Source organism: Bradyrhizobium sp. USDA 4454, from assembly GCF_054822705.1.
The window spans coordinates 7,981,338-8,000,120 of record NZ_JBTRCN010000001.1; the positions used below are offsets into that span (position 1 = coordinate 7,981,338).

Sequence of the window (18,783 nt, forward strand, 5' to 3'; positions counted from 1 at the left end):
CAAGATCAACACGACCAAGGAGGAAGCAATGAAATACGCTGTCAGGACTGCAAAGGTGATCGCCGCAGCGCTCGGGCTCGCGGCCATTGCCGCCCCGGCTCTGGCCCAGCAGGGCCTCGACGAGCCGTTCCAGAAGCCGTTCAAGGAGGCGCTCGCCGGCAAGACTGTGGCCTACGTGCCGGTCGCGATGAACTTCGACCTCACCGAGGGCTGGTACGCCGGCATGAAGAAGGAGCTCGAGCCCCTCGGCGTCAAGTTCGAGATCCGCGATCCCAACTGGAACACCAATGCCGGCGCGCAGGCGGTGACCTCGTTGATCTCCGAGAAGCCCGCCGTGATGGTGATCCATAATCCGGACGTGCAGACCTACGCCAAGCTGCTGCAACGCGCCGAGAACGAAGGCATCTATGTGATTCAGATCAACATGGGATCGGCCTATCGCTCTTCGGCCTTTGTCGGCGCCAACTGGATCGAGATCGGCGAGAAGGACACCGAAGCCGTGGTCAAGGCCTGCCAGGGCAAGTCGAACAAGATCGCCATCGTGCAGGGCGCGCTTTCGGCCGCGGCCAGCGCCTACACGCTCAAGGGCGTCGAGAACGTGCTCGCCAAGCATCCCGAGATCAAGGTGGTCTCGAGCCAGGCCGCCGACTGGGATGCCGCGAAGGCCAAGGCGATCACCCAGACGGTGCTGAAGCAGAACCCCGATCTCTGCGGCATCGTAGGCTTCTGGGACGGCATGGATATCGGCACCGCGGCCGCGGTGAAGGAGGCCGGCCTGACCGGCAAGGTGTTCGTCGCGACCTCCGGCGGCGGCGAGCGCAAGGGCGCCTGCGAGCTGGTGAAGTCCGGCGCGTTCGATCTCAACCTGAGCTACGACGTGCCGACCCAGGCCGCGCAGATGGCCGGCACCATCAAATGGCTGCTGTCGTCCGGCGCCAAGGCCGGCTCGATCAAGGGATCGGAATACACCACGCTGATTCCGATCACCAAGGAGAACGCGGACAGCCAGACCGCGTGCTGGAATCTCAGCGACCTGAAGAAATAACCACAACCATTCTCGCTCGACGTCCCGGGCACACCGTGCCCGGGACGTCGATCCCCCGAAATCCAACGCCTTGCTGGAATGCCGATGCGCGACACCTTGACGAGCCTGCGTTACCGCTATTGGCCGGATCATCTCCTCGGCGAAATCCTGTCCAAGCGTTGGACCGAAACCGCAATCCCGGTGATCCTGCTGTTGATCGTCGGCTTCGCGCTCAGCCGCGCCATCGATCACTTCCTGTCGCCGGCGAGCCTTGCTGACACCGCGCGGCAGGCCGGCGAGATCGGCTTCATCGGCCTCGGCATGGCGCTGGTGGTCATCGTCGGCGGCATCGACCTCTCGGTCGGCTCGATCTTCGCGCTGACGGATTTCTGCGCGCTCTATCTGCTCGACGTGCTGAACTGGCCGGTGCCTGCGGTGGTGGTGGCGACCCTCGCCTGCGGCGCACTGCTCGGCGCCGTCAACGGCGTGCTGATCGGCTATTTGCGGCTGCGCGCCTTCATCACCACGCTGATCACCCTGATCATCTACCGCTCGGCGTTCGATCTCCTGATCCAGCGCTACTCCAATTCGATCGCCGCGGCCTTTCCCGACATCCCGTCGTGGAATTTCATCGGCGGCGGCGACGTGCTCGGCATTCCGAGCGTCGCGCTGGTCTATATCGCGATCGCGATCTTCGGCCATATCTTCATGACCCGGCTGCGCCCGGGTTGGCACATCACCGCGATCGGTGGCTCGCGCCGCTCGGCTTACAATTCGGGCATTCCGGTCCGCCGCACCATCGCGCTCTGCTATGTCGCAAGCGGCGCGCTGACCAGCATCGCCGCGCTGTTCTTTGCAGCACGGCTCGGCACCGTCGGCGGCGACATCGGCGTCGGCCTCGAAGTGATCGTGCTGACCGCGACCGTGCTCGGCGGCATCACGCTCGGCGGCGGCAAGGGCTCGGTCGCCAAATCGCTGGTCGGCGTACTGATCGTGCTTCTCATCACCAACGGCCTGACCACGCTCAATGCGCGCGGCGGCATCAACCGCATGGCGCTCGCGGGCATCCTGCTGGTCGCCGCCATGGTCGACATTCGCTGGCAGAAGAACCGCACCCGCATTATCAGCAAGATCTATGTCGCGCCGACCTATCATGCCTTGCCGCCGCCGCCCGCCACCGAGATCGGCCAGGGCGGCCCGTTCGAGCAGAACGACAAGCTGCGCGACGTCGAACTGATCGGCCTCGGCCGCATCGAGGCGCCGGAGGACGTGATCCTCGATCGCAACAACAATCTCTACGCCGGCTCGCGCCATGGCGACATCATCCGCTTCTTCGCGCCAGACTATCAGCGGATGGAGGTGTTCGCCCATATCGGCGGCCAGCCGCTCGGCATGGCCTTCGATCGTCAGGATAATCTCTATGTCTGCATCGGCGGCATGGGTCTTTATCGGATCACGCCCGACGGCACCGTGGAGAAGGCGACCGACGAGACCAACCGCAGCATGCATTCGGTCAATGACGACAGCCGGCTGCGGCTGGCCGACGACCTCGACATCACCGATGACGGCCTGATCTTCTTCTCGGAAGCGACCGTACGCTACGAGATGGACGAATGGCCGATCGACGGCCTCGAGGCGCGCGGCAACGGCCGCATCATCTGTTACGACACCAAGACCGGCGCCACGCACACCGCGCTGCGCGGCCTCAAATTCCCCAACGGCATCTGCGTCGCCAGCGACGGCCAGTCGATCCTGTTCGCCGAAACCTTCGGCTGCTCGATCAAGCGGCTGTGGTTCGCCGGACCGAAGAAGGGCCGGGTGGAGGTGGTGATGGACAATCTGCCGGGCTATCCCGACAACATCAATCTCGCCTCCGACGGCAATTACTGGCTGGCACTGGTCGGCATGCGCAGCCCTTCGCTCGACCTTGCCTGGAAGATGCCGGGCTTCCGCCGCCGCATGGCCAAGCGCGTCCCGGTCGACGAATGGCTGTTCCCGAACATCAACACCGGCTGTGTCGTCAAGTTCAACGAGCAGGGCAAGATCCTCGAATCGTTCTGGGACCTGCGCGGCGAGAACCATCCGATGATCACCTCGATGCGCGAGCATCGCGGCTATCTCTATCTCGGCGGCATCATGAACAACCGGATCGGCCGCTACAAGCTCGAGAACGCCGATCCGAACTTCGTGCAGTATGACAAGCGCTGGGGGAAGCTGTCGTGATCGCGGCCGTCAGGGAATTCGCCAACCGCTTTCTCGGCCGTGGCGAGGCCACCATCACGGTGCCGTCGTTCGACGGCGCACTCAAGCCCAATCAGAAACTGGAGTCCGCGACCGCCTTGCTGGAATGCGAGGCGCCCGAGGACCTCGCAACCGACGGCCGCAATCTTTATGTCGCCGACGGCCGGCGTCTGCTGCGGCTCGACGGCAGCGCGGCGACCGAGCTGCGCAGCTTCGAACAGCCGATCTCGGCGCTGTGTGCGCTCGCCGACGGCGGCATGGCCGTCGCGCTTGGCGGCCGCGAGGTACACCTCTACGCCAATCCTTCAGCGGGCGAACCGAGCGCGACGTTCGGCGACGCCGCCTTCAATGCGATCAACGCGTTGGCGCCGGCGAGTGACGGGACCTTGATCGCAACCGATGGTTCGGCGACCTGCGGTGTCGACGACTGGGCGCGCGACCTGATGGAGCTCAACCGCAGCGGCCGCGTGTTCCGGCTCGATCCCAAGACGAGGTCGGTGAAACCACTGGCCTCAAAACTCGGCTACGCTTTCGGCGCCTGCGCCCGCGGCGATGGCGTGCTGGTCAGCGAGAGCTGGCGACACCGTCTCGTGCTCGTCGCGGAAGGCAAGGCGCCGCAGATCGTGCTCGGCCACCTGCCCGTCTATCCGTCGCGGCTGTCGAAAGCCGCGGGCGGCGGCTACTGGCTCACCGCGTTCACCGCACGCACCCAGCTGATCGAGTTCGTGCTGCGCGAGCCGGCCTACCGGCGCCGCATGATGGCCGAGATCGATCCGGCCTATTGGGTGGCGCCGCGGCTGCGCTCGGGCTTTTCGTTCAAGGAGCCGATGCAGGGCGCGCACATCAAGACGATGGGCGTGATCAAGCCGTGGGCGCCGCCACGCTCCTACGGCCTCGTCATCCGGCTGGGCGAAGACGGCAAGCCGCTCTATTCGCTGCACAGCCGGGTCGACGGCGTCAATCACGGCGTCGTCGCTGCGCTCGAGCTGGGCAGCGACCTCGTGCTGATCGCCAAGGGACCAGGCCGCGTGCTGAAACTGCCCCTCGCCGGGCTTGCCCAGGAGACGGGCTCATGAGCGACACCGTGCTTTCGCTGCGCAAGGCCACCAAGCTCTATGCCGGGGTGCCCGCCATCGAGGGCGTCGACTTCGACCTGCGCCGCGGCGAAATCCACGCGCTGGTCGGCGAGAACGGCGCCGGCAAGTCGACGCTGACCAAGGTGATGGCCGGCGTCGTTACGCTGACCTCGGGCGACATGACGATCGATGGCGCAGCGGTCGCGCCTCGCACGCCGCTCGAGGCGCGTAATCTCGGCATCGCCATGGTATTTCAGGAGAACAGCCTGGTGCCGACCATGACGGTCGCGCAAAATCTGTTTCTCGGGCAGGAGAAATTCTACAACCGGCTGCGCGGCATCTACATCGCCGCCCAGCAATTCCTGCAATCGCTCAATTTCGACGTGACGCCGACCGCGACCGTCAGCGGGCTCGGCGCGGCCAAGAAGCAGATGGTGGAGATCGCGCGCGCCGTTCTGCACAAGGCCAAGGTCATCATCTTCGACGAGCCCACGGCGTCGCTGACGCCGGAGGAGAAGAAGTATTTCTTCGACCTGGTGCGCGACCTCAAGAAGCGCGGTGTCTCGATCGTCTTCATCTCGCATGCTTTGGAAGAGGCCTTGCTGCTGGCGGACCGGATCACCGTGCTGCGCGACGGCAAGCACGTCATCACCGACGATGCCGCGAAATTCGACCGGGCGGCGATCGTGCAGGCGATGGTCGGCCGCGATCTGTCGAACACGCTGTACGGCGCGCGGAAGACCAGCGTCCGGCCGGCCGGTGCGCGCGTGCTCACGGTGCAGAACCTCAAGATGGCGCCGATGGTGAAGAACAATTCGCTGTCGGTATTCGCCGGGCAGATCACCGGCGTGTTCGGCCTGGTCGGCGCGGGCCGCACCGAAACCTTCAAGATCGTCTCCGGCGTCTTGAAGCGCGACTTCTTCCACGGCGGCGAGATCCTGCTGCGTGACAAGCCGGTGCGCTACCGGGTGCCGGCGCCGGCGGTCAAGGCCGGCATCGCCTATGTCACCGAGGATCGCAAGGTCGAAGGCTTCTTCGAGACCGCCTCGATCGCCCGCAACATCTATCTCGGCCTGCTCTCGAAGTTTCCCGGCGGCCGGATGCTACTGTCGCGGCGCGAGGCCAACACAGTGGGCAAGACCTGGACCCAGCGGCTAAAGGTTCGCGCCATCGGCGACGAGGCCAAGGTGGTCGAGCTATCGGGCGGCAACCAGCAGAAGGTCGTGATCGCCAAGTCGCTGGTGCAGGAGCCCGAGCTGATCATCTTCGACGAGCCGACCCGCGGCGTCGACGTCGGCGCCATCGTCGAGATCCACGAGCTGATCAACCAGCTCGCCGACGAGGGCAAGGCGGTGGTGGTGATCTCATCCTACCTGCCCGAGATCATGGCGCTGTCCGACCGCATCCTGGTCTCGCGCCAGGGCAAGGTGGTCGAGGAGTTCTCCGCGCTCGAAGCGACCGAGGAAAAGATCATGTACGCGGCGATCCATTGATGCCGCAAGAGACATGCGTCGTGGCCTGCCGGCCACGCCATGGAAGCCGTGTCTGCCGCGACCCTGGTTCGTCCGCTACTGCTTTGGACCGACGGTTCCCGTCGCTTTCAATCTCGCCGACCTGACCCAGCCCGAGACGTCGTCGCCGCCCCGTGGATTGAGGTACATCACCGACGACCAGCCATCATTGGTTTGCGCATAGGCGACGAGCTCGTCGTTCGGGATGACGAACACCCCTTTGATCGGGCAGTGCAGATTCGGCGCGGAGTAGAATTGCAGCCGCCCGCTGCCCGTCACCACGTTGGCGAGCGGCGGCGAGAATATCGGGACGCGATCGGTGCCGGTCTTCGGCTCCTTGCAACTCGACGGCGTCTGCGCGTGCACGGATGCACCGAGCGCACCGAGCATCACGGCCGTGCAGACGACGCAGGCGAGCACCGATCTGTCCGACATCATTTCAGTCTCCCGGATCGCATTGATGGCGATCACCGCTGTTTGTCGCCGGACATGCCGAGCAGGTTCTACCGATGCGACCGAGATTGCATGCTCACTGCACCCGCTCGCTGAGCGGCCTTCCGAGCCATTCCATGCCGTCGATGTGGTACCCATGTCGCCGGTCCGGATGCGGCCCACGGCATCGCCGCAACTGCGCCACGATCGGCTGGCCGAACGGTTGAGGGATAGCCCGGCACTTACCTTTCATGCCATTGAGATATCGGTATGATTTGCTCGCCGCCATTCCCGTCACCCTGGGCAGATCCGGAACCGTCGGGCAGCGCAACACGCGGCCTGGCCAGGCCGCACGCTGATTGGTTGAATTCACGACGCCGGAGTCTTATGCGTGGTCGCCATGAACAGCCTTGCCACTGCCGAACCGTCCCTCACGTCATGGCCGCGCCACCAGGCGCGCCCCGACCAGCCCGCGCCATTCCTGCCGATGAACCGCGCCGAGATGGCTGCGCTCGGCTGGGATCAATGCGATATCGTGCTGGTGACGGGCGATGCCTATGTCGACCATCCGAGCTTCGGCATGGCGATCATCGGCAGGTTGCTGGAGGCCCAGGGCTTCAGGGTCGGCATCATCGCGCAGCCCGACTGGCAGTCGGCCGAACCGTTCAAGGCGCTTGGAAAGCCGCGCGTGTTCTTCGGTGTCACCGGCGGCAACATGGATTCGATGGTCAACCGCTACACGGCGGACCGGCGGCTGCGCCATGATGACGCCTACACGCCGAACGGCGAAGGCGGCCGTCGGCCGGACCGCTGCACCATCGTCTATGCGCAGCGCTGCCGCGAAGCGTTCAAGGACGTGCCGATCGTGCTCGGCGGCATCGAGGCGTCGCTGCGCCGCATCGCGCACTACGACTATTGGTCCGACAAGGTGCGCCGCTCGGTGCTGGCCGACGCCAAGGCCGATCTTCTGCTCTACGGCAACGCCGAACGTGCCGTCGTCGAGGTGGCGCACCGGCTCGCCAATGGTGAAGCGCCGCGCGATCTCGACTCGATCAGGGGCGTCGCGCTGTTCCGCCGCGTGCCCGAGGATTACGCCGAGCTGCATGCGGACGATCTCGACTCCGCCGATGAGGGCGCAGCGCGCCAGCCGGGCAACGTCGTGATCCGCCTGCCGGCTTGCGAGCAGGTCGAGCAGGACCGCGATGCCTATGCCCGCGCCTCGCGCGTGCTGCATCGGGAAAGCAATCCTGGCAATGCGCGGCCGCTGGTGCAGCGCCACGGCGACCGCGATCTGTGGCTGAATCCGCCGCCGATCCCGCTGTCAACGGCCGAGATGGACGCCGTCTACGACCTGCCCTACGCGCGGGCGCCGCATCCCTCCTACAAGGACGCCAAGATCCCGGCCTGGGAGATGATCCGCTTCTCGGTGACGATCATGCGCGGCTGCTTCGGCGGCTGCACCTTCTGCTCGATCACCGAGCACGAAGGCCGCATCATCCAGAACCGCTCGGAGGGCTCGATCCTGCGCGAGATCGAGCGCATCCGCGACAAGACGCCGGGCTTCACCGGCGTGATCTCCGACATCGGCGGGCCGACCGCCAACATGTACCGGATGGCGTGCAAGGATCCGAAGATCGAGGCGGCATGCCGGCGGCCGTCCTGCGTCTTCCCCGAGATCTGTCCGAACCTCAACACCTCGCATGACGACCTGATCCGGCTCTATCGCAAGGTGCGCGAGGTGAAGGGCGTCAAGCGGGTGATGGTGGCGTCCGGCGTGCGCTACGACCTCGCGGTGGAGAGCCCCGAATACATCAAGGAGCTCGTCACCCATCACGTCGGCGGCTACCTGAAGATCGCACCCGAGCACACCGAGCGCGGCCCGCTCGACAAGATGATGAAGCCGGGCATCGGCGCCTACAACCGCTTCAAGAAGATGTTCGATGCCGCGGCCGAGCAGGCCGGCAAGAAATACTACCTGATCCCGTATTTCATCGCCGCGCATCCGGGCACGACCGATGAGGACATGATGAACCTCGCGCTGTGGCTCAAGAAGAACCGCTACCGCGCCGATCAGGTGCAGACCTTCCTGCCCTCGCCGATGGCGACCGCCACCGCGATGTACCACACCGGTGTCAATCCGCTGCGCGGCGTGCGCCGCGGGGCGAGCGACAAGGTCGAGGCGATCAAGGGCCTGCGGCAACGCCGGCTGCACAAGGCGTTCTTGCGCTATCACGACCCGGACAACTGGCCGCTGCTGCGCGAAGCGCTGAAGCAGATGGGCCGCGCTGATCTGATCGGCTCGCGGCCCGAGCAGCTGGTGCCGGCGCACCAGCCGCCGGGCACCGGCAAGGCCGCCGGCACGCGGCGACCGCTGCGCGACGGCGGCCGCTCGCAGCGCTTCACCACCAAGGGCCTGCGGATGGGCAAGTGAGAGGCCATCGCGCAGCGCTCCGGCGCGAAACATCTCATACTCACCCACTTGATCCCGCCACTCGGCGCAGATCAGCAATATCCGTTCAAGGTTCCGGGCGGCCCACTGACGGAAGCGGGTTATAAAAAAGCAGCGCAAGACGGCGGCTTCACTGGAAATATCATCGTGGGGACTGATCTCACGAGCCTGCGTCTGCCCGCAAAGTAGCGCCGAACGCACTCGAAAAGCCGCCGATCCTACGAAAGTGGCGCGCCCGGAACGATTCGAACGTCCGACCCTCAGATTCGTAGTCTGATGCTCTATCCAGCTGAGCTACGGGCGCATTTTCGCGGTTGGGCCTGGGCCCGCATGGCTCCGGGAGCCCCGGAACGTCGCGAAAGAGCGCTCTAGCTACAGGCTCCCGGTCCGGTTGGCAAGCTCTGGAAACGCCATTTTCCGAGCGCTCCAGCCGCCCCGGAATACCGGAGCGGCCTTACGCCCGCGCCCGCTCGCTGCGGATCGACAGCAGTTCCACCGGGCGATCCGGGATCGAGATCCGGAAGGTTGCGCCGATGGTGCCCTCGACCAGATGGATTTGACCGCCATGGGCGCGGATCAGCTCGGCGGCGATCGCCAGGCCAAGCCCGCTGCCGCCGGGGCGGCCGGAGGTCTGGAATGCCTCGAACAAATGCTCGCGCGCCTTGGTCGGCACGCCGGGGCCGGTGTCGGAGACCTCGATGATCGCGACCGTCCCCTCGCGGCGGCCGGTGATGCGAATCTGCTGGGCACCGCCATCGCTGTCGGAGCGGCTTTCCAGCGCCTGGGCCGCGTTGCGCACCAGATTGAGCAGCACGCGGAACAGCTGGTCCGGATCGGCGTCGATAGTGAGGCCGCGCTCGATCGCGCTGATCCAGGTGATCGAGGCATCGGTCGCAAGCCCGGCGGATTCCCGTACCTCGGCAACGGCGGGCTCGACCATGATCACACGCCGGTCGGGTGCCGCCTCCTGCGCGCGGCCATAAGAAAGTGTCGACTGGCAGAACGCGATGGCCCGCTCCAGGGAGCGCAGCAGTTTCGGCGCGAAGCGCTGCACCCGCGGGTCGGGCACGCTGGCGAGCTGGTCCGACAGCAATTGCGAGGACGCCAGCAGATTGCGCAGATCGTGGTTGATCTTGGAGACGGCGAGGCCGAGCGCAGCGAGCCGGCTCTTCTGATGCAGCATCGAGACGAGGTCGCGCTGCATGTCCGACAGCTCGCGCTCGGCAACGCCGATCTCGTCGCCGCGCTGGCTGGGCACGATGATTCGCGCCGAACTCTCCGGATTTTCGTGGAAGCCGACCAGGCTCGCGGTCAGCCGCCGCATCGGCCGCACGAACAGATAATGCAGCGCCAGATAGACCAGGCCGGCGGTCAGGCCGGCAATCAACAGCGCGACGACCAGCACGTTGCGCGAGAAGCGGTACATCGCCTGCCGCAGCGGCTTCTCGTCGATCACCACCTCGATGAACTGGGCCTGGCCCGGCGCCGGCCCGACCACGCGGATGGTCTGGTCGCCGTGCTCCAGCATGATCTCGAAGGCATCGACGATCGCCGACCACACCGTCATGGCCCGCATGTCGACGTCATGGTCGATCGAGGCCGGCAAATCGGCGCTGGCGAGCAGGCGGCGCTGCTGGCCGAGCTTGATGGCGACCGCGCGGGCACCGATGCTGGTCAGGATCTGCCGCGCCAGCGAATCCGGCACCAGGCCGGAGGGGGCTGCGTCCAGCACCAGCGCCGCGGTGTTGGCGGCGGCCAGGCGGTCATTGAGCCGGTTCATCCGGAAGTTGGCGATCGCCGGCACGTAGATCAGGAGCCCGGCGATCATCACCAGGGGGATCGTCAGCAGCAACAGCTTGCCGGACAGCCCGAGCCGAAGAGACGGCTTGGGCCGCTGCGTCTGCGCGGTCGCCTGATCGTCAGTTAGAGCCACAAGATAAAGCCTTGTTTGGCTTAGGGGTCGGAAGATGCGGCCCGGCCCCCAAGCCGGTCAAATTACGGATCGCTAATGTGGGCGGTTCCCCGAACGCCCAAAAGCGTCCCCTTACCGACAAATACCCCGCGAAATCAGACATATTCGCCCGAATTGCGTCGTTTCGAAGAAGCCTTTTTGCGACGCCCTGCGACATTGACGAAAACAGGGCGCTCCCTTATAAGCCGCGCCAACTGTCCGCGATGGCCCGGTTCTTGACCGGGGGCGGCTCTTTGGGGCCGTACAACGGCTCGTTTGAGCCCGCCAGCATCACCGGACTCCATCTCAATACAACGGCAAATTGCCCGGTCAGCGGAGAATTACCCGTGAAGCGGACTTATCAACCCAGCAAACTGGTGCGCAAGCGCCGTCACGGCTTCCGCGCCCGTCTCGCCACGGCCGGCGGCCGCAAGGTCCTCGCTGCGCGCCGTGCGCGCGGCCGCAAGCGCCTGAGCGCCTGAGCCAGGACGTCTCCTCTCCGGAGATACCCATTATGGATCGGCTGAGGCAGCGGGCGGATTTCCTCGCCGTTGCCAATGGCGCACGGGCGAATACCGCAGCTTTTGTGCTGCAGGGCCGCCGCCGCGACGACCAGGGCCCGATCCGCGTCGGCTATACCGTCACCAAGAAGAACGGCACCGCGACCGAGCGCAACCGCATTCGGCGCCGGCTTCGCGAAGTGATGAGACAGGTCGATGCCGTATTCATGCGGCCGCACCATGATTATGTGCTAGTCGGCCGCCGTGACGCGCTGACCCGCGACTTTGCGACCATGATTGACGACCTGCGGTCGGCGCTGCGCCGCCTCGACCGGCCTGCGCCCAAGACGGGTAACGACAAGGCGGGTAACAACAGGGCGGGTAACAAAAGCGCGCCAAATCCGAATGGAATGACGAGACCCTAAGAGATGTCCGACAACCGCAACACGATCCTTGCCGTCATTCTGTCCGGCCTCGTCCTGATCGCCTGGCAATATTTCTACAACGTGCCGCAGATGGAGAAGCAGCGCGAGGCGCAGAAGCAGGCCGAATTGCTGAAGCCGTCGCCGCAAGCCACTCCGGGGGCTGCGCCGGGCGCTTCGACCACGCCCTCTCAGGCACCGGGCACGCCTGCTGCCGACGCTCCGGTGGCGAGCCGCGAGACCGTGCTCGCAGCCGGCCCGCGCATCAAGATCGAGACCCCGCGCGTCATCGGCAGCATCGCGCTGAAGGGTGCCCGGATCGACGATCTGGCGCTGGTCCAGTTCCGCGAGACCGTCGACCCCAAGTCGCCGGCCGTCGTGCTGCTGTCACCGTCCGGCACGGCCGAGCCTTATTATGCCGAGTTCCTGTGGCTGACCGCCAACGGCTCGTCGGTGAAGGCGCCGGATGCCGAAACCGTCTGGCAGCAGGAGGGATCGAACAGCCTGTCGCCGAGCACCCCGGTGGTTCTGAAATACGAGAACGGCCAGGGCCTGACCTTCCGCCGCACCATCTCGATCGACGATCGCTACCTCTTCAGCATCAAGGATGAGGTCGTCAATCAAGGAAGCGCGCCGGTGACGCTGTATCCGTTCGGCCTGATCTCGCGCGGCGGCAAGCCGCCGGTCTCGGGCTACGCGATCCTGCACGAAGGCCCGATCGGCTATCTCGGCGAGCAGGGCCTGCAGGAATACACCTACAAGAACCTCGACGAAGCCAAGACCCCAACCGGCGGAAATTCGCGTGGCATCGTGTTCTCGAAGGTCACCGACGGCTGGCTCGGCATCACCGACAAATACTGGGCCACCGCGCTGCTGCCGGAAACCAATGCGACGCTGGACAGCGCCCGCTTCACCACCGGCGACAAGCGCTACCAGGCCGACTACATGCTCGGCGCGCAGACCATTCCGATCGGCGGCACCGGCGTCGCCAATGCGCGGCTGTTCGCCGGCGCCAAGGAGGCCGCCACCGTCGGCCTCAACTTCCCGCTGGTCGGCTTCGGCGGCTACAACAAGCAGCTCGGCCTCAACCATTTCGATCTCTTGATCGACTGGGGCCACTTCTACTTCATCACCAAGCCGATGTTCCTGGCGCTCGACTGGTTCTATCGCCTGGTCGGCAATTTCGGCATCGCGATCCTCTTGGTGACCGTGATCGTGAAGCTGCTGTTCTTCCCGCTCGCCAACAAGTCCTACGCCTCGATGGCGAAGATGAAGTCGGTGCAGCCGCAGCTGCAGGCGCTGAAGGAACGCTATCCCGATGACCGCGTGAAGCAGCAGCAGGAGATGATGGAGATCTACAAGAAGGAGAAGATCAACCCGATCGCCGGTTGTCTTCCCGTCGCCTTGCAGATCCCGGTGTTCTTCTCGCTGTACAAGGTGCTGTTCATCACCATTGAGATGCGGCACGCACCGTTCTTCGGCTGGATCAAGGATCTCTCGGCGCCCGATCCGACCAACCTGTTCACGCTGTTCGGCCTGATTCCGCTCGATCCGATCGCGCTGCTCGGACCGCATATCGGGTCCTATTTCGTGATGGGCATCTGGCCGATCATCATGGGCATCACGATGTGGGTCCAGATGAAGCTCAACCCGGCGCCGCCGGATCCGACCCAGAAGATCATCTTCGACTGGATGCCGCTGATCTTCACCTTCATGCTGGCCGGCTTCCCGGCGGGTCTCGTGATCTACTGGGCCTGGAACAACCTGCTGTCGGTGCTGCAGCAGAGCTTCATCATGCGCCGCAACGGCGTAAAGGTGGAGCTATTCGACAATCTCAAGTCGACGTTCGCCAAGAAGCCGACGTAACGCGCGTCGTCATTCCGGGGCAACGCGCAGCGTTGAACCGCAGCGTCGAACCCGGAAACTCGAGATTCCGGGCTCGATTGCTTTCGCATCGCCCCGGAATGACGTGAGAACCATCACATGACTACCGAACCCGATGCGGAGCTGATCGAGCAGGGGCGAAAGCTGTTCGCCGGCGACTGGCGCTTCATCTGGGCCTCGCCCTCGATCGAGACGCTGCCGCCGATGGCCGGCCTCGAGGTCGCGTTTGCCGGCCGCTCCAATGTCGGCAAGTCGAGCCTGATCAACGCGCTGACCGGCCGCAGCAACCTCGCGCGCACCTCGCACACGCCCGGCCGCACCCAGGAATTGATCTTCTTCGAGGGGCCGGAGAAGGCAGCCTTCCGCCTGGTCGACATGCCCGGTTACGGCTACGCCTCGGCGCCGAAGACCAAGGTCGCGTCGTGGACGGCGCTGATCCACAAATTCCTGCTCGGGCGCGCGACGCTGGCGCGGGTCTATGTGCTGATCGACGCGCGCCACGGCATCAAGGACGTCGATCTCGACGTGCTGAAGACGCTGGACAAGTCCGCCGTCAGCTATCAGGTCGTGCTGACCAAGGCGGACCAGGTCAAGCCCGGCGAACTCAAGACCGTCACCACTGAGACCATCGCCAAGCTCGCCAAACATCCCGCGGCGTTTCCCGACGTGCTGGTGACCTCGTCACGCACCGGCGACGGCATGCCGGAGCTGCGCGCCGCCATGGTGCGCCTGATCGAAGAGCGGGGTTGATGAACGGCGTGCATCGCCTCCTGATCGGCCTTGCCGCGATCATGGGCGCCTGCGGCGTGGTGCTGGCGGCGGCCGCAGCACATCTGCCTGACGCCACGCGGCTGGCGGCGGCGTCATCGATGCTGTTGTTCCACGCAACCGCCGCGATCGCGGCGGTTGCGGTCGCCGAGCGCGCGGTCATTCATGCCAGGCTCGGAGTTGCGGCAGCGGCAGGCTTCGTCATCGCGGCGTCATTGTTCGCGGGCGACCTGGTGCTGCGCCAGTATGCCGGTCATGGCTTGTTTCCGATGGCGGCGCCGACTGGCGGAACATTGCTGATCCTGAGCTGGCTGGTGTTGGCGGTTTCGGCAGCGTGGCCGCGACGTTGATCCGTTGCCCGGATGAAGCGCAGCGAAATCCGGGAATCTTGCCGCGGATGGCGATCCCGGATTGCGCTTCGCTTCATCCGGGCTACAGATACAACGAATACGTCTCCCGCTTTGCGCCCTGCCCGGCAATCAGATAGAACCGCGCCCGTCCCTCCGCTGACGATGAGACCAGCCCCATGACCGACCAGCACATCAGCCCGCTCGATCAGGCCCGCATCCTGTCCGAGGCGCTGCCGCACATGCAGGAATATGACGACGAAACCATCGTCATCAAGTACGGCGGCCATGCCATGGGCGCCGAGGAGACCGCCAAGGCGTTCGCGCGCGACATCGTGCTGCTCGAGCAGACCGCGATCAATCCGGTGGTCGTGCATGGCGGCGGCCCGCAGATCGCGACCATGCTGAAGCGCCTCGGCATCCAGTCGGAATTCGCGGCGGGTCTGCGCATCACCGACGCCGCAACCATCGAGATCGTCGAGATGGTGCTGGCCGGCTCGGTCAACAAGCAGATCGTCGGCTATATCAATGAAGCCGGCGGCAAGGCCGTCGGTCTCTCCGGCAAGGACGGCAACATGGTGAAGGCGTCGAAGACGACGCGCACCATGGTCGACCCCGATTCCAACATCGAGAAGGCGATCGATCTCGGCTTCGTCGGCGACCCCGAAAAGGTCGACCTCACGCTGCTCAATCAGCTGATCGGCTACGAGCTGATCCCGGTGCTGGCGCCGCTGGCGACCTCACAGGACGGCCAGACCCTGAACATCAATGCCGACACTTTCGCCGGCGCGATCGCCGGTGCGCTGAAGGCCAAGCGCCTGCTGCTGCTGACCGACGTGCCCGGCGTGCTCGACAAGTCCAAGAAGCTGATTCCGGACCTGTCGATCAAGGAAGCCCGTAAGCTGATTGCCGACGGCACGATCTCCGGCGGCATGATCCCGAAGGTCGAGACCTGCATCTATGCGCTCGAACAGGGCGTGCAGGGCGTCGTGATCATCGACGGCAAGACGCAGCACGCGGTGCTGCTCGAGCTCTTCACCAACCAGGGCACCGGCACGCTGATCCATAAGTAATGGCAGACGCGGGACACACGGCGAGGCAACCTCGCCGGTCACCGGAGGCGCGGCTCGCGATGGCGCTGCCGGCTGCGCTGGTGTCGTTCCTGTTCTCGTCGGCGCCGGCGCATGCCGACCTCAAGCTCTGCAACCGCATGAGCTATGTGATCGAGGCCGCGATCGGCATCGATGACAAGGCCGCCACCGCGACGCGCGGCTGGTTCCGGATCGATCCCGCGACCTGCCGGGTCGTGGTGCAGGGCGCACTGACCGCCGACCGCGTGCTGCTCAACGCCCGCGCGCTCGGCGTCTATGGCGCCTCGCCGATCCCGCAGAACGGCACCGATACGTTGTGCGTCGCGCAGGACAATTTCGTGATCGCCGCCGCGCGGCAATGCCGCTCCGGCCAGACGCCGGCGCAATTCACCCAGATCACGCCGACGAAGACCGATGACGGCAATCTCGTCGCCTACCTCGCCGAGGACAGCGAATATGACGACGAGCAGGCGCGGCTCGCCGGCATCCAGCGCCTGCTGGTGATCGCAGGCTACGACGCCGCGCCGATCGACGGCGTCGACGGACCGAAGACCCAGAGCGCGCTGTCGGCCTTCCTCAGGAGCCGCGGGCTCGCTAGCGACATCGTGCAGTCGCCGAACTTCTTCACGGCCATGGTCGACGCCGTGCAGAAGCCGTCCGCATCAGGACTGACCTGGTGCAACGACACCCAGTACAAGGTGATGGCCGCGGTCGCGACCGACGACGGCAAGGCGGTGACCAGCCGCGGCTGGTATCGCATCGACCCCGGCAAATGCCTGCATCCCGATGTCACCGGCACGCCGAAGCAGATCTATTCGTTCGCCGAAGCGGTCGACGGCGACAACCGCACCATCCGCATCAAGGACAAGCCGTTGAATTGGGGCGGTGCGGTGCCGCTCTGCACCCGCGACAGCAAGTTCGAGGTCAACGAGCAGGGCGATTGCACCAGCCGTGGCCTCACCGCACTCGGCTTCACCACCGTCGACATGACCAGCGGCGGCAAGACGCTGCGCTTTGCTGTGCCGTGATGAAGATGATGACGCCGCAAACGTCGCTGTCGTCTTGGCGTCGCAGGCCGGGACCCATAACCACCGCGCCACGTGCTGTTCACCGGCGACAACCCCACAACGAAAGGAACGCGCGCCGCGGCCCCAATTGCCGCCGCGGCGTATGGGTGCCGGCCTTCGCCGGGACGACGCGTTGAGATAGCCATGACCAAAACTCCCCGCAGCTTCGGTCATGTCGAGACCTGGGTGTTCGACCTCGACAACACGCTGTACCCGCATCACGTCAACCTGTGGCAGCAGGTCGATGCGCGGATCGGCGAGTTTGTCGGCAACTGGCTGAAGATCTCGCCCGAGGAAGCGCGGCGGCTGCAAAAGGATTATTATCTGCGCTACGGCACCACGATGCGCGGCATGATGACCGAGCACGGCGTGCAGGCGGACGACTATCTCGCCTATGTGCACAAGATCGATCACTCGCCGTTGCAGCCGAATCCGGCGATGGGCGCTGCGATCGCAAAACTGCCGGGGCGCAAGCTGATCCTGACCAACGGTTCGGTCGACCATGTCGATGCGGTGCTCGGCCGGCTTGGCATCGGCCATCATTTCGACGGCGTGTTCGACATCATTGCCGCCGACCTCGAGCCGAAACCGGCGCCGCAGACCTACCAGAAGTTCCTCAGGCTGCACGACGTCGATCCGGCAAAGGCTGCGATGTTCGAGGACCTCGCGCGCAACCTCGTGGTGCCGCATGAGCTCGGCATGACCACCGTGCTTGTCGTGCCCGATGGCAGCCAGGAGGTGGTGCGCGAGACCTGGGAGCTGGAGGGGCGCGACGCCGCTCATGTCGACCATGTCACGGATGATCTGACCGGGTTCTTGCAGCGGCTGAAACCCTGATCAGTCCAAACGTCGTCCCGGCGAAGGCCGGGACGACGGAGGTGAGAGATCGCTCGGCAAAACGACGGTCGACTTTGCCTTGACTCCGCGGCCTCAAATTCCGACAAAGCCCTGCAAAATTCCCGTCATATCCCCGATACGCCCAAGGATTGTCCCGATGTCGCTGTCCGCCCTCGAAACCACCGTCAACACCGCGTTCGACGCCCGCGAAGGCATCTCGACCTCGACCAAGGGTGAGGTCCGCGAGGCTGTCGATCACGCGCTGGAGCTGCTCGACAAGGGTGAGGCCCGCGTCGCAGAGCGTGAGACCGGCGGCAAGTGGAAGGTCAATCAGTGGCTGAAGAAGGCGGTGCTGCTCTCGTTCCGCCTCAACGACATGGGCCAGATCGCCGGCGGTCCCGGCAAGGCCTCGTGGTGGGACAAGGTGCCCTCGAAGTTCGAGGGGTGGGGCGAGAACCGCTTCCGCGACGCCGGCTTCCGCGCCGTGCCCGGCGCGATCGTGCGCCGCTCGGCCTTCATCGCCAGGAACGTCGTACTGATGCCCTCCTTCGTCAATCTCGGCGCCTATGTTGATGAAGCCACCATGATCGACACCTGGTCGACGGTCGGCTCCTGCGCCCAGATCGGCAAGCGCGTGCACATCTCCGGCGGCGTCGGTATCGGCGGCGTGCTCGAGCCGCTGCAGGCCGAGCCAGTGATCGTCGAAGACGACTGCTTCATCGGCGCGCGCTCGGAGGTCGCCGAGGGCGTCATCGTGCGCAAGGGCGCGGTGCTGTCGATGGGCGTGTTCCTCGGCGCCTCGACCAAGATCGTCGACCGCGAGACCGGCGAGATCTTCGTCGGCGAGGTCCCGGAATATGCCGTCGTGGTGCCCGGCACCCTGCCGGCCAAGCCGCTGAAGAACGGCCAGCCCGGCCCCGCCACCGCCTGCGCCGTGATCGTCAAGCGCGTCGACGAGCGCACCCGCGCCAAGACCAGCATCAACGAGCTGCTGCGGGACTAGGAAGCGCTCGGCGAACCCGTCACCGTCACCCTGAGGAGGCCGCGAAGCGGCCGTCTCGAAGGGTCGACGGCCTGGTGGCCGATTCATCCTTCGAGACGGCCGCGTTGCGGCCTCCTCAGGATGACGGGTCCAGGGGACAGGATGACGGGTCCAGGAGGATCGAACCAATTTCCGTCTGAC

At 65.3% G+C, this 18,783-nt stretch carries 16 protein-coding genes and 1 tRNA gene; 14 read left to right on the forward strand and 3 right to left on the reverse strand.

What is annotated here, in order from left to right; all coding sequences use genetic code 11:
• The first annotated feature begins 28 nt into the window (after window positions 1-28).
• The 4 genes from ACVIW0_RS37170 (at window position 29) to ACVIW0_RS37185 (ending at window position 5,834) form a co-directional block, all read left to right on the forward strand.
• A complete protein-coding gene (locus tag ACVIW0_RS37170) occupies window positions 29-1,045 on the forward strand; it encodes a sugar ABC transporter substrate-binding protein (protein ID WP_092122674.1) in 1,017 nt (338 codons plus the stop codon).
• A 78-nt stretch (window positions 1,046-1,123) separates the two neighbouring features.
• On the forward strand, window positions 1,124-3,247 hold the full coding sequence (locus ACVIW0_RS37175; protein ID WP_461356748.1) for an ABC transporter permease: 2,124 nt from the start codon (window positions 1,124-1,126) through the stop codon (window positions 3,245-3,247).
• Window positions 3,244-4,341 carry a hypothetical protein gene (locus tag ACVIW0_RS37180; protein WP_461356749.1) on the forward strand — a complete coding sequence of 366 codons (1,098 nt, stop codon included), beginning with the start codon at window positions 3,244-3,246 and terminating at the stop codon, window positions 4,339-4,341. The genes ACVIW0_RS37175 and ACVIW0_RS37180 overlap by 4 nt, the downstream gene beginning before the upstream one ends.
• A complete protein-coding gene (locus ACVIW0_RS37185) occupies window positions 4,338-5,834 on the forward strand; it encodes a sugar ABC transporter ATP-binding protein (RefSeq protein ID WP_461356750.1) in 1,497 nt (498 codons plus the stop codon). Before ACVIW0_RS37180 ends, ACVIW0_RS37185 begins: the two co-directional genes overlap by 4 nt.
• A gap of 75 nt (window positions 5,835-5,909) precedes the next feature.
• Here the strand turns inward: ACVIW0_RS37185 and ACVIW0_RS37190 are convergent, their stop codons facing one another.
• Entirely contained in the window at window positions 5,910-6,290 is a 381-nt protein-coding gene (locus ACVIW0_RS37190; RefSeq protein WP_461356751.1) for a hypothetical protein, read from the reverse strand.
• A 394-nt stretch (window positions 6,291-6,684) separates the two neighbouring features.
• Here ACVIW0_RS37190 and ACVIW0_RS37195 point away from each other — a divergent pair, with 394 nt between their 5' ends.
• Window positions 6,685-8,715 (forward strand): YgiQ family radical SAM protein, encoded by a 2,031-nt coding sequence (locus tag ACVIW0_RS37195; protein ID WP_461357533.1) that lies wholly within the window; start codon window positions 6,685-6,687, stop codon window positions 8,713-8,715.
• Window positions 8,716-8,960: 245 nt separating this feature from the next.
• Here ACVIW0_RS37195 and ACVIW0_RS37200 read toward each other — a convergent pair.
• Window positions 8,961-9,037: transfer RNA gene (locus tag ACVIW0_RS37200), tRNA-Arg, on the reverse strand.
• Window positions 9,038-9,187: 150 nt separating this feature from the next.
• Window positions 9,188-10,666, reverse strand: a complete 1,479-nt coding sequence (locus ACVIW0_RS37205; protein ID WP_461356752.1) for an ATP-binding protein — start codon at window positions 10,664-10,666, stop codon at window positions 9,188-9,190.
• A 365-nt stretch (window positions 10,667-11,031) separates the two neighbouring features.
• Here ACVIW0_RS37205 and rpmH point away from each other — a divergent pair, with 365 nt between their 5' ends.
• From rpmH to dapD, 9 genes are all read left to right on the forward strand, one after another.
• The gene (gene rpmH, locus ACVIW0_RS37210; protein WP_008542748.1) at window positions 11,032-11,166 is read left to right on the forward strand and encodes a 50S ribosomal protein L34; all 135 of its coding nucleotides are present in this window, start codon (window positions 11,032-11,034) and stop codon (window positions 11,164-11,166) included.
• A 32-nt stretch (window positions 11,167-11,198) separates the two neighbouring features.
• Entirely contained in the window at window positions 11,199-11,609 is a 411-nt protein-coding gene (gene rnpA / locus ACVIW0_RS37215; RefSeq protein WP_461356753.1) for a ribonuclease P protein component, read from the forward strand.
• A gap of 3 nt (window positions 11,610-11,612) precedes the next feature.
• A complete protein-coding gene (gene yidC / locus ACVIW0_RS37220) occupies window positions 11,613-13,472 on the forward strand; it encodes a membrane protein insertase YidC (protein WP_461356754.1) in 1,860 nt (619 codons plus the stop codon).
• Window positions 13,473-13,589: 117 nt separating this feature from the next.
• Window positions 13,590-14,240, forward strand: coding sequence for a ribosome biogenesis GTP-binding protein YihA/YsxC (gene yihA / locus ACVIW0_RS37225; protein ID WP_461356755.1), 651 nt, complete (start codon window positions 13,590-13,592; stop codon window positions 14,238-14,240).
• A complete protein-coding gene (locus ACVIW0_RS37230) occupies window positions 14,240-14,608 on the forward strand; it encodes a DUF423 domain-containing protein (RefSeq protein ID WP_461356756.1) in 369 nt (122 codons plus the stop codon). The genes yihA and ACVIW0_RS37230 overlap by 1 nt, the downstream gene beginning before the upstream one ends.
• 176 nt (window positions 14,609-14,784) lie before the next feature.
• Window positions 14,785-15,678, forward strand: coding sequence for an acetylglutamate kinase (gene argB / locus ACVIW0_RS37235; RefSeq protein ID WP_461356757.1), 894 nt, complete (start codon window positions 14,785-14,787; stop codon window positions 15,676-15,678).
• 59 nt (window positions 15,679-15,737) lie between these two features.
• Complete coding sequence (locus ACVIW0_RS37240; RefSeq protein WP_461356758.1) at window positions 15,738-16,724, forward strand: DUF1036 domain-containing protein; 987 nt, start codon at window positions 15,738-15,740, stop codon at window positions 16,722-16,724.
• 183 nt (window positions 16,725-16,907) lie between these two features.
• The gene (locus ACVIW0_RS37245) at window positions 16,908-17,600 is read left to right on the forward strand and encodes a pyrimidine 5'-nucleotidase (RefSeq protein ID WP_461356759.1); all 693 of its coding nucleotides are present in this window, start codon (window positions 16,908-16,910) and stop codon (window positions 17,598-17,600) included.
• Window positions 17,601-17,757: 157 nt separating this feature from the next.
• Window positions 17,758-18,603, forward strand: a complete 846-nt coding sequence (dapD, locus tag ACVIW0_RS37250) for a 2,3,4,5-tetrahydropyridine-2,6-dicarboxylate N-succinyltransferase (protein WP_461356760.1) — start codon at window positions 17,758-17,760, stop codon at window positions 18,601-18,603.
• Window positions 18,604-18,783: the final 180 nt, after the last annotated feature.

Excerpts from the sequence above, each read along its gene's own strand:
- ACVIW0_RS37230 (WP_461356756.1), top strand. The coding sequence starts at position 14,240 with ATGAACGGCGTGCATCGCCTCCTGATCGGCCTTGCCGCGATCATGGGC.
- dapD (WP_461356760.1), top strand. The coding sequence starts at position 17,758 with ATGTCGCTGTCCGCCCTCGAAACCACCGTCAACACCGCGTTCGACGCC.
- ACVIW0_RS37185 (WP_461356750.1), top strand. The coding sequence starts at position 4,338 with ATGAGCGACACCGTGCTTTCGCTGCGCAAGGCCACCAAGCTCTATGCC.
- ACVIW0_RS37190 (WP_461356751.1), bottom strand. The coding sequence starts at position 6,290 with ATGATGTCGGACAGATCGGTGCTCGCCTGCGTCGTCTGCACGGCCGTG.
- argB (WP_461356757.1), top strand. The coding sequence starts at position 14,785 with ATGACCGACCAGCACATCAGCCCGCTCGATCAGGCCCGCATCCTGTCC.
- ACVIW0_RS37195 (WP_461357533.1), top strand. The coding sequence starts at position 6,685 with ATGAACAGCCTTGCCACTGCCGAACCGTCCCTCACGTCATGGCCGCGC.
- ACVIW0_RS37175 (WP_461356748.1), top strand. The coding sequence starts at position 1,124 with ATGCCGATGCGCGACACCTTGACGAGCCTGCGTTACCGCTATTGGCCG.
- ACVIW0_RS37240 (WP_461356758.1), top strand. The coding sequence starts at position 15,738 with ATGGCGCTGCCGGCTGCGCTGGTGTCGTTCCTGTTCTCGTCGGCGCCG.
- yihA (WP_461356755.1), top strand. The coding sequence starts at position 13,590 with ATGACTACCGAACCCGATGCGGAGCTGATCGAGCAGGGGCGAAAGCTG.
- ACVIW0_RS37170 (WP_092122674.1), top strand. The coding sequence starts at position 29 with ATGAAATACGCTGTCAGGACTGCAAAGGTGATCGCCGCAGCGCTCGGG.
- yidC (WP_461356754.1), top strand. The coding sequence starts at position 11,613 with ATGTCCGACAACCGCAACACGATCCTTGCCGTCATTCTGTCCGGCCTC.
- rnpA (WP_461356753.1), top strand. The coding sequence starts at position 11,199 with ATGGATCGGCTGAGGCAGCGGGCGGATTTCCTCGCCGTTGCCAATGGC.
- ACVIW0_RS37245 (WP_461356759.1), top strand. The coding sequence starts at position 16,908 with ATGACCAAAACTCCCCGCAGCTTCGGTCATGTCGAGACCTGGGTGTTC.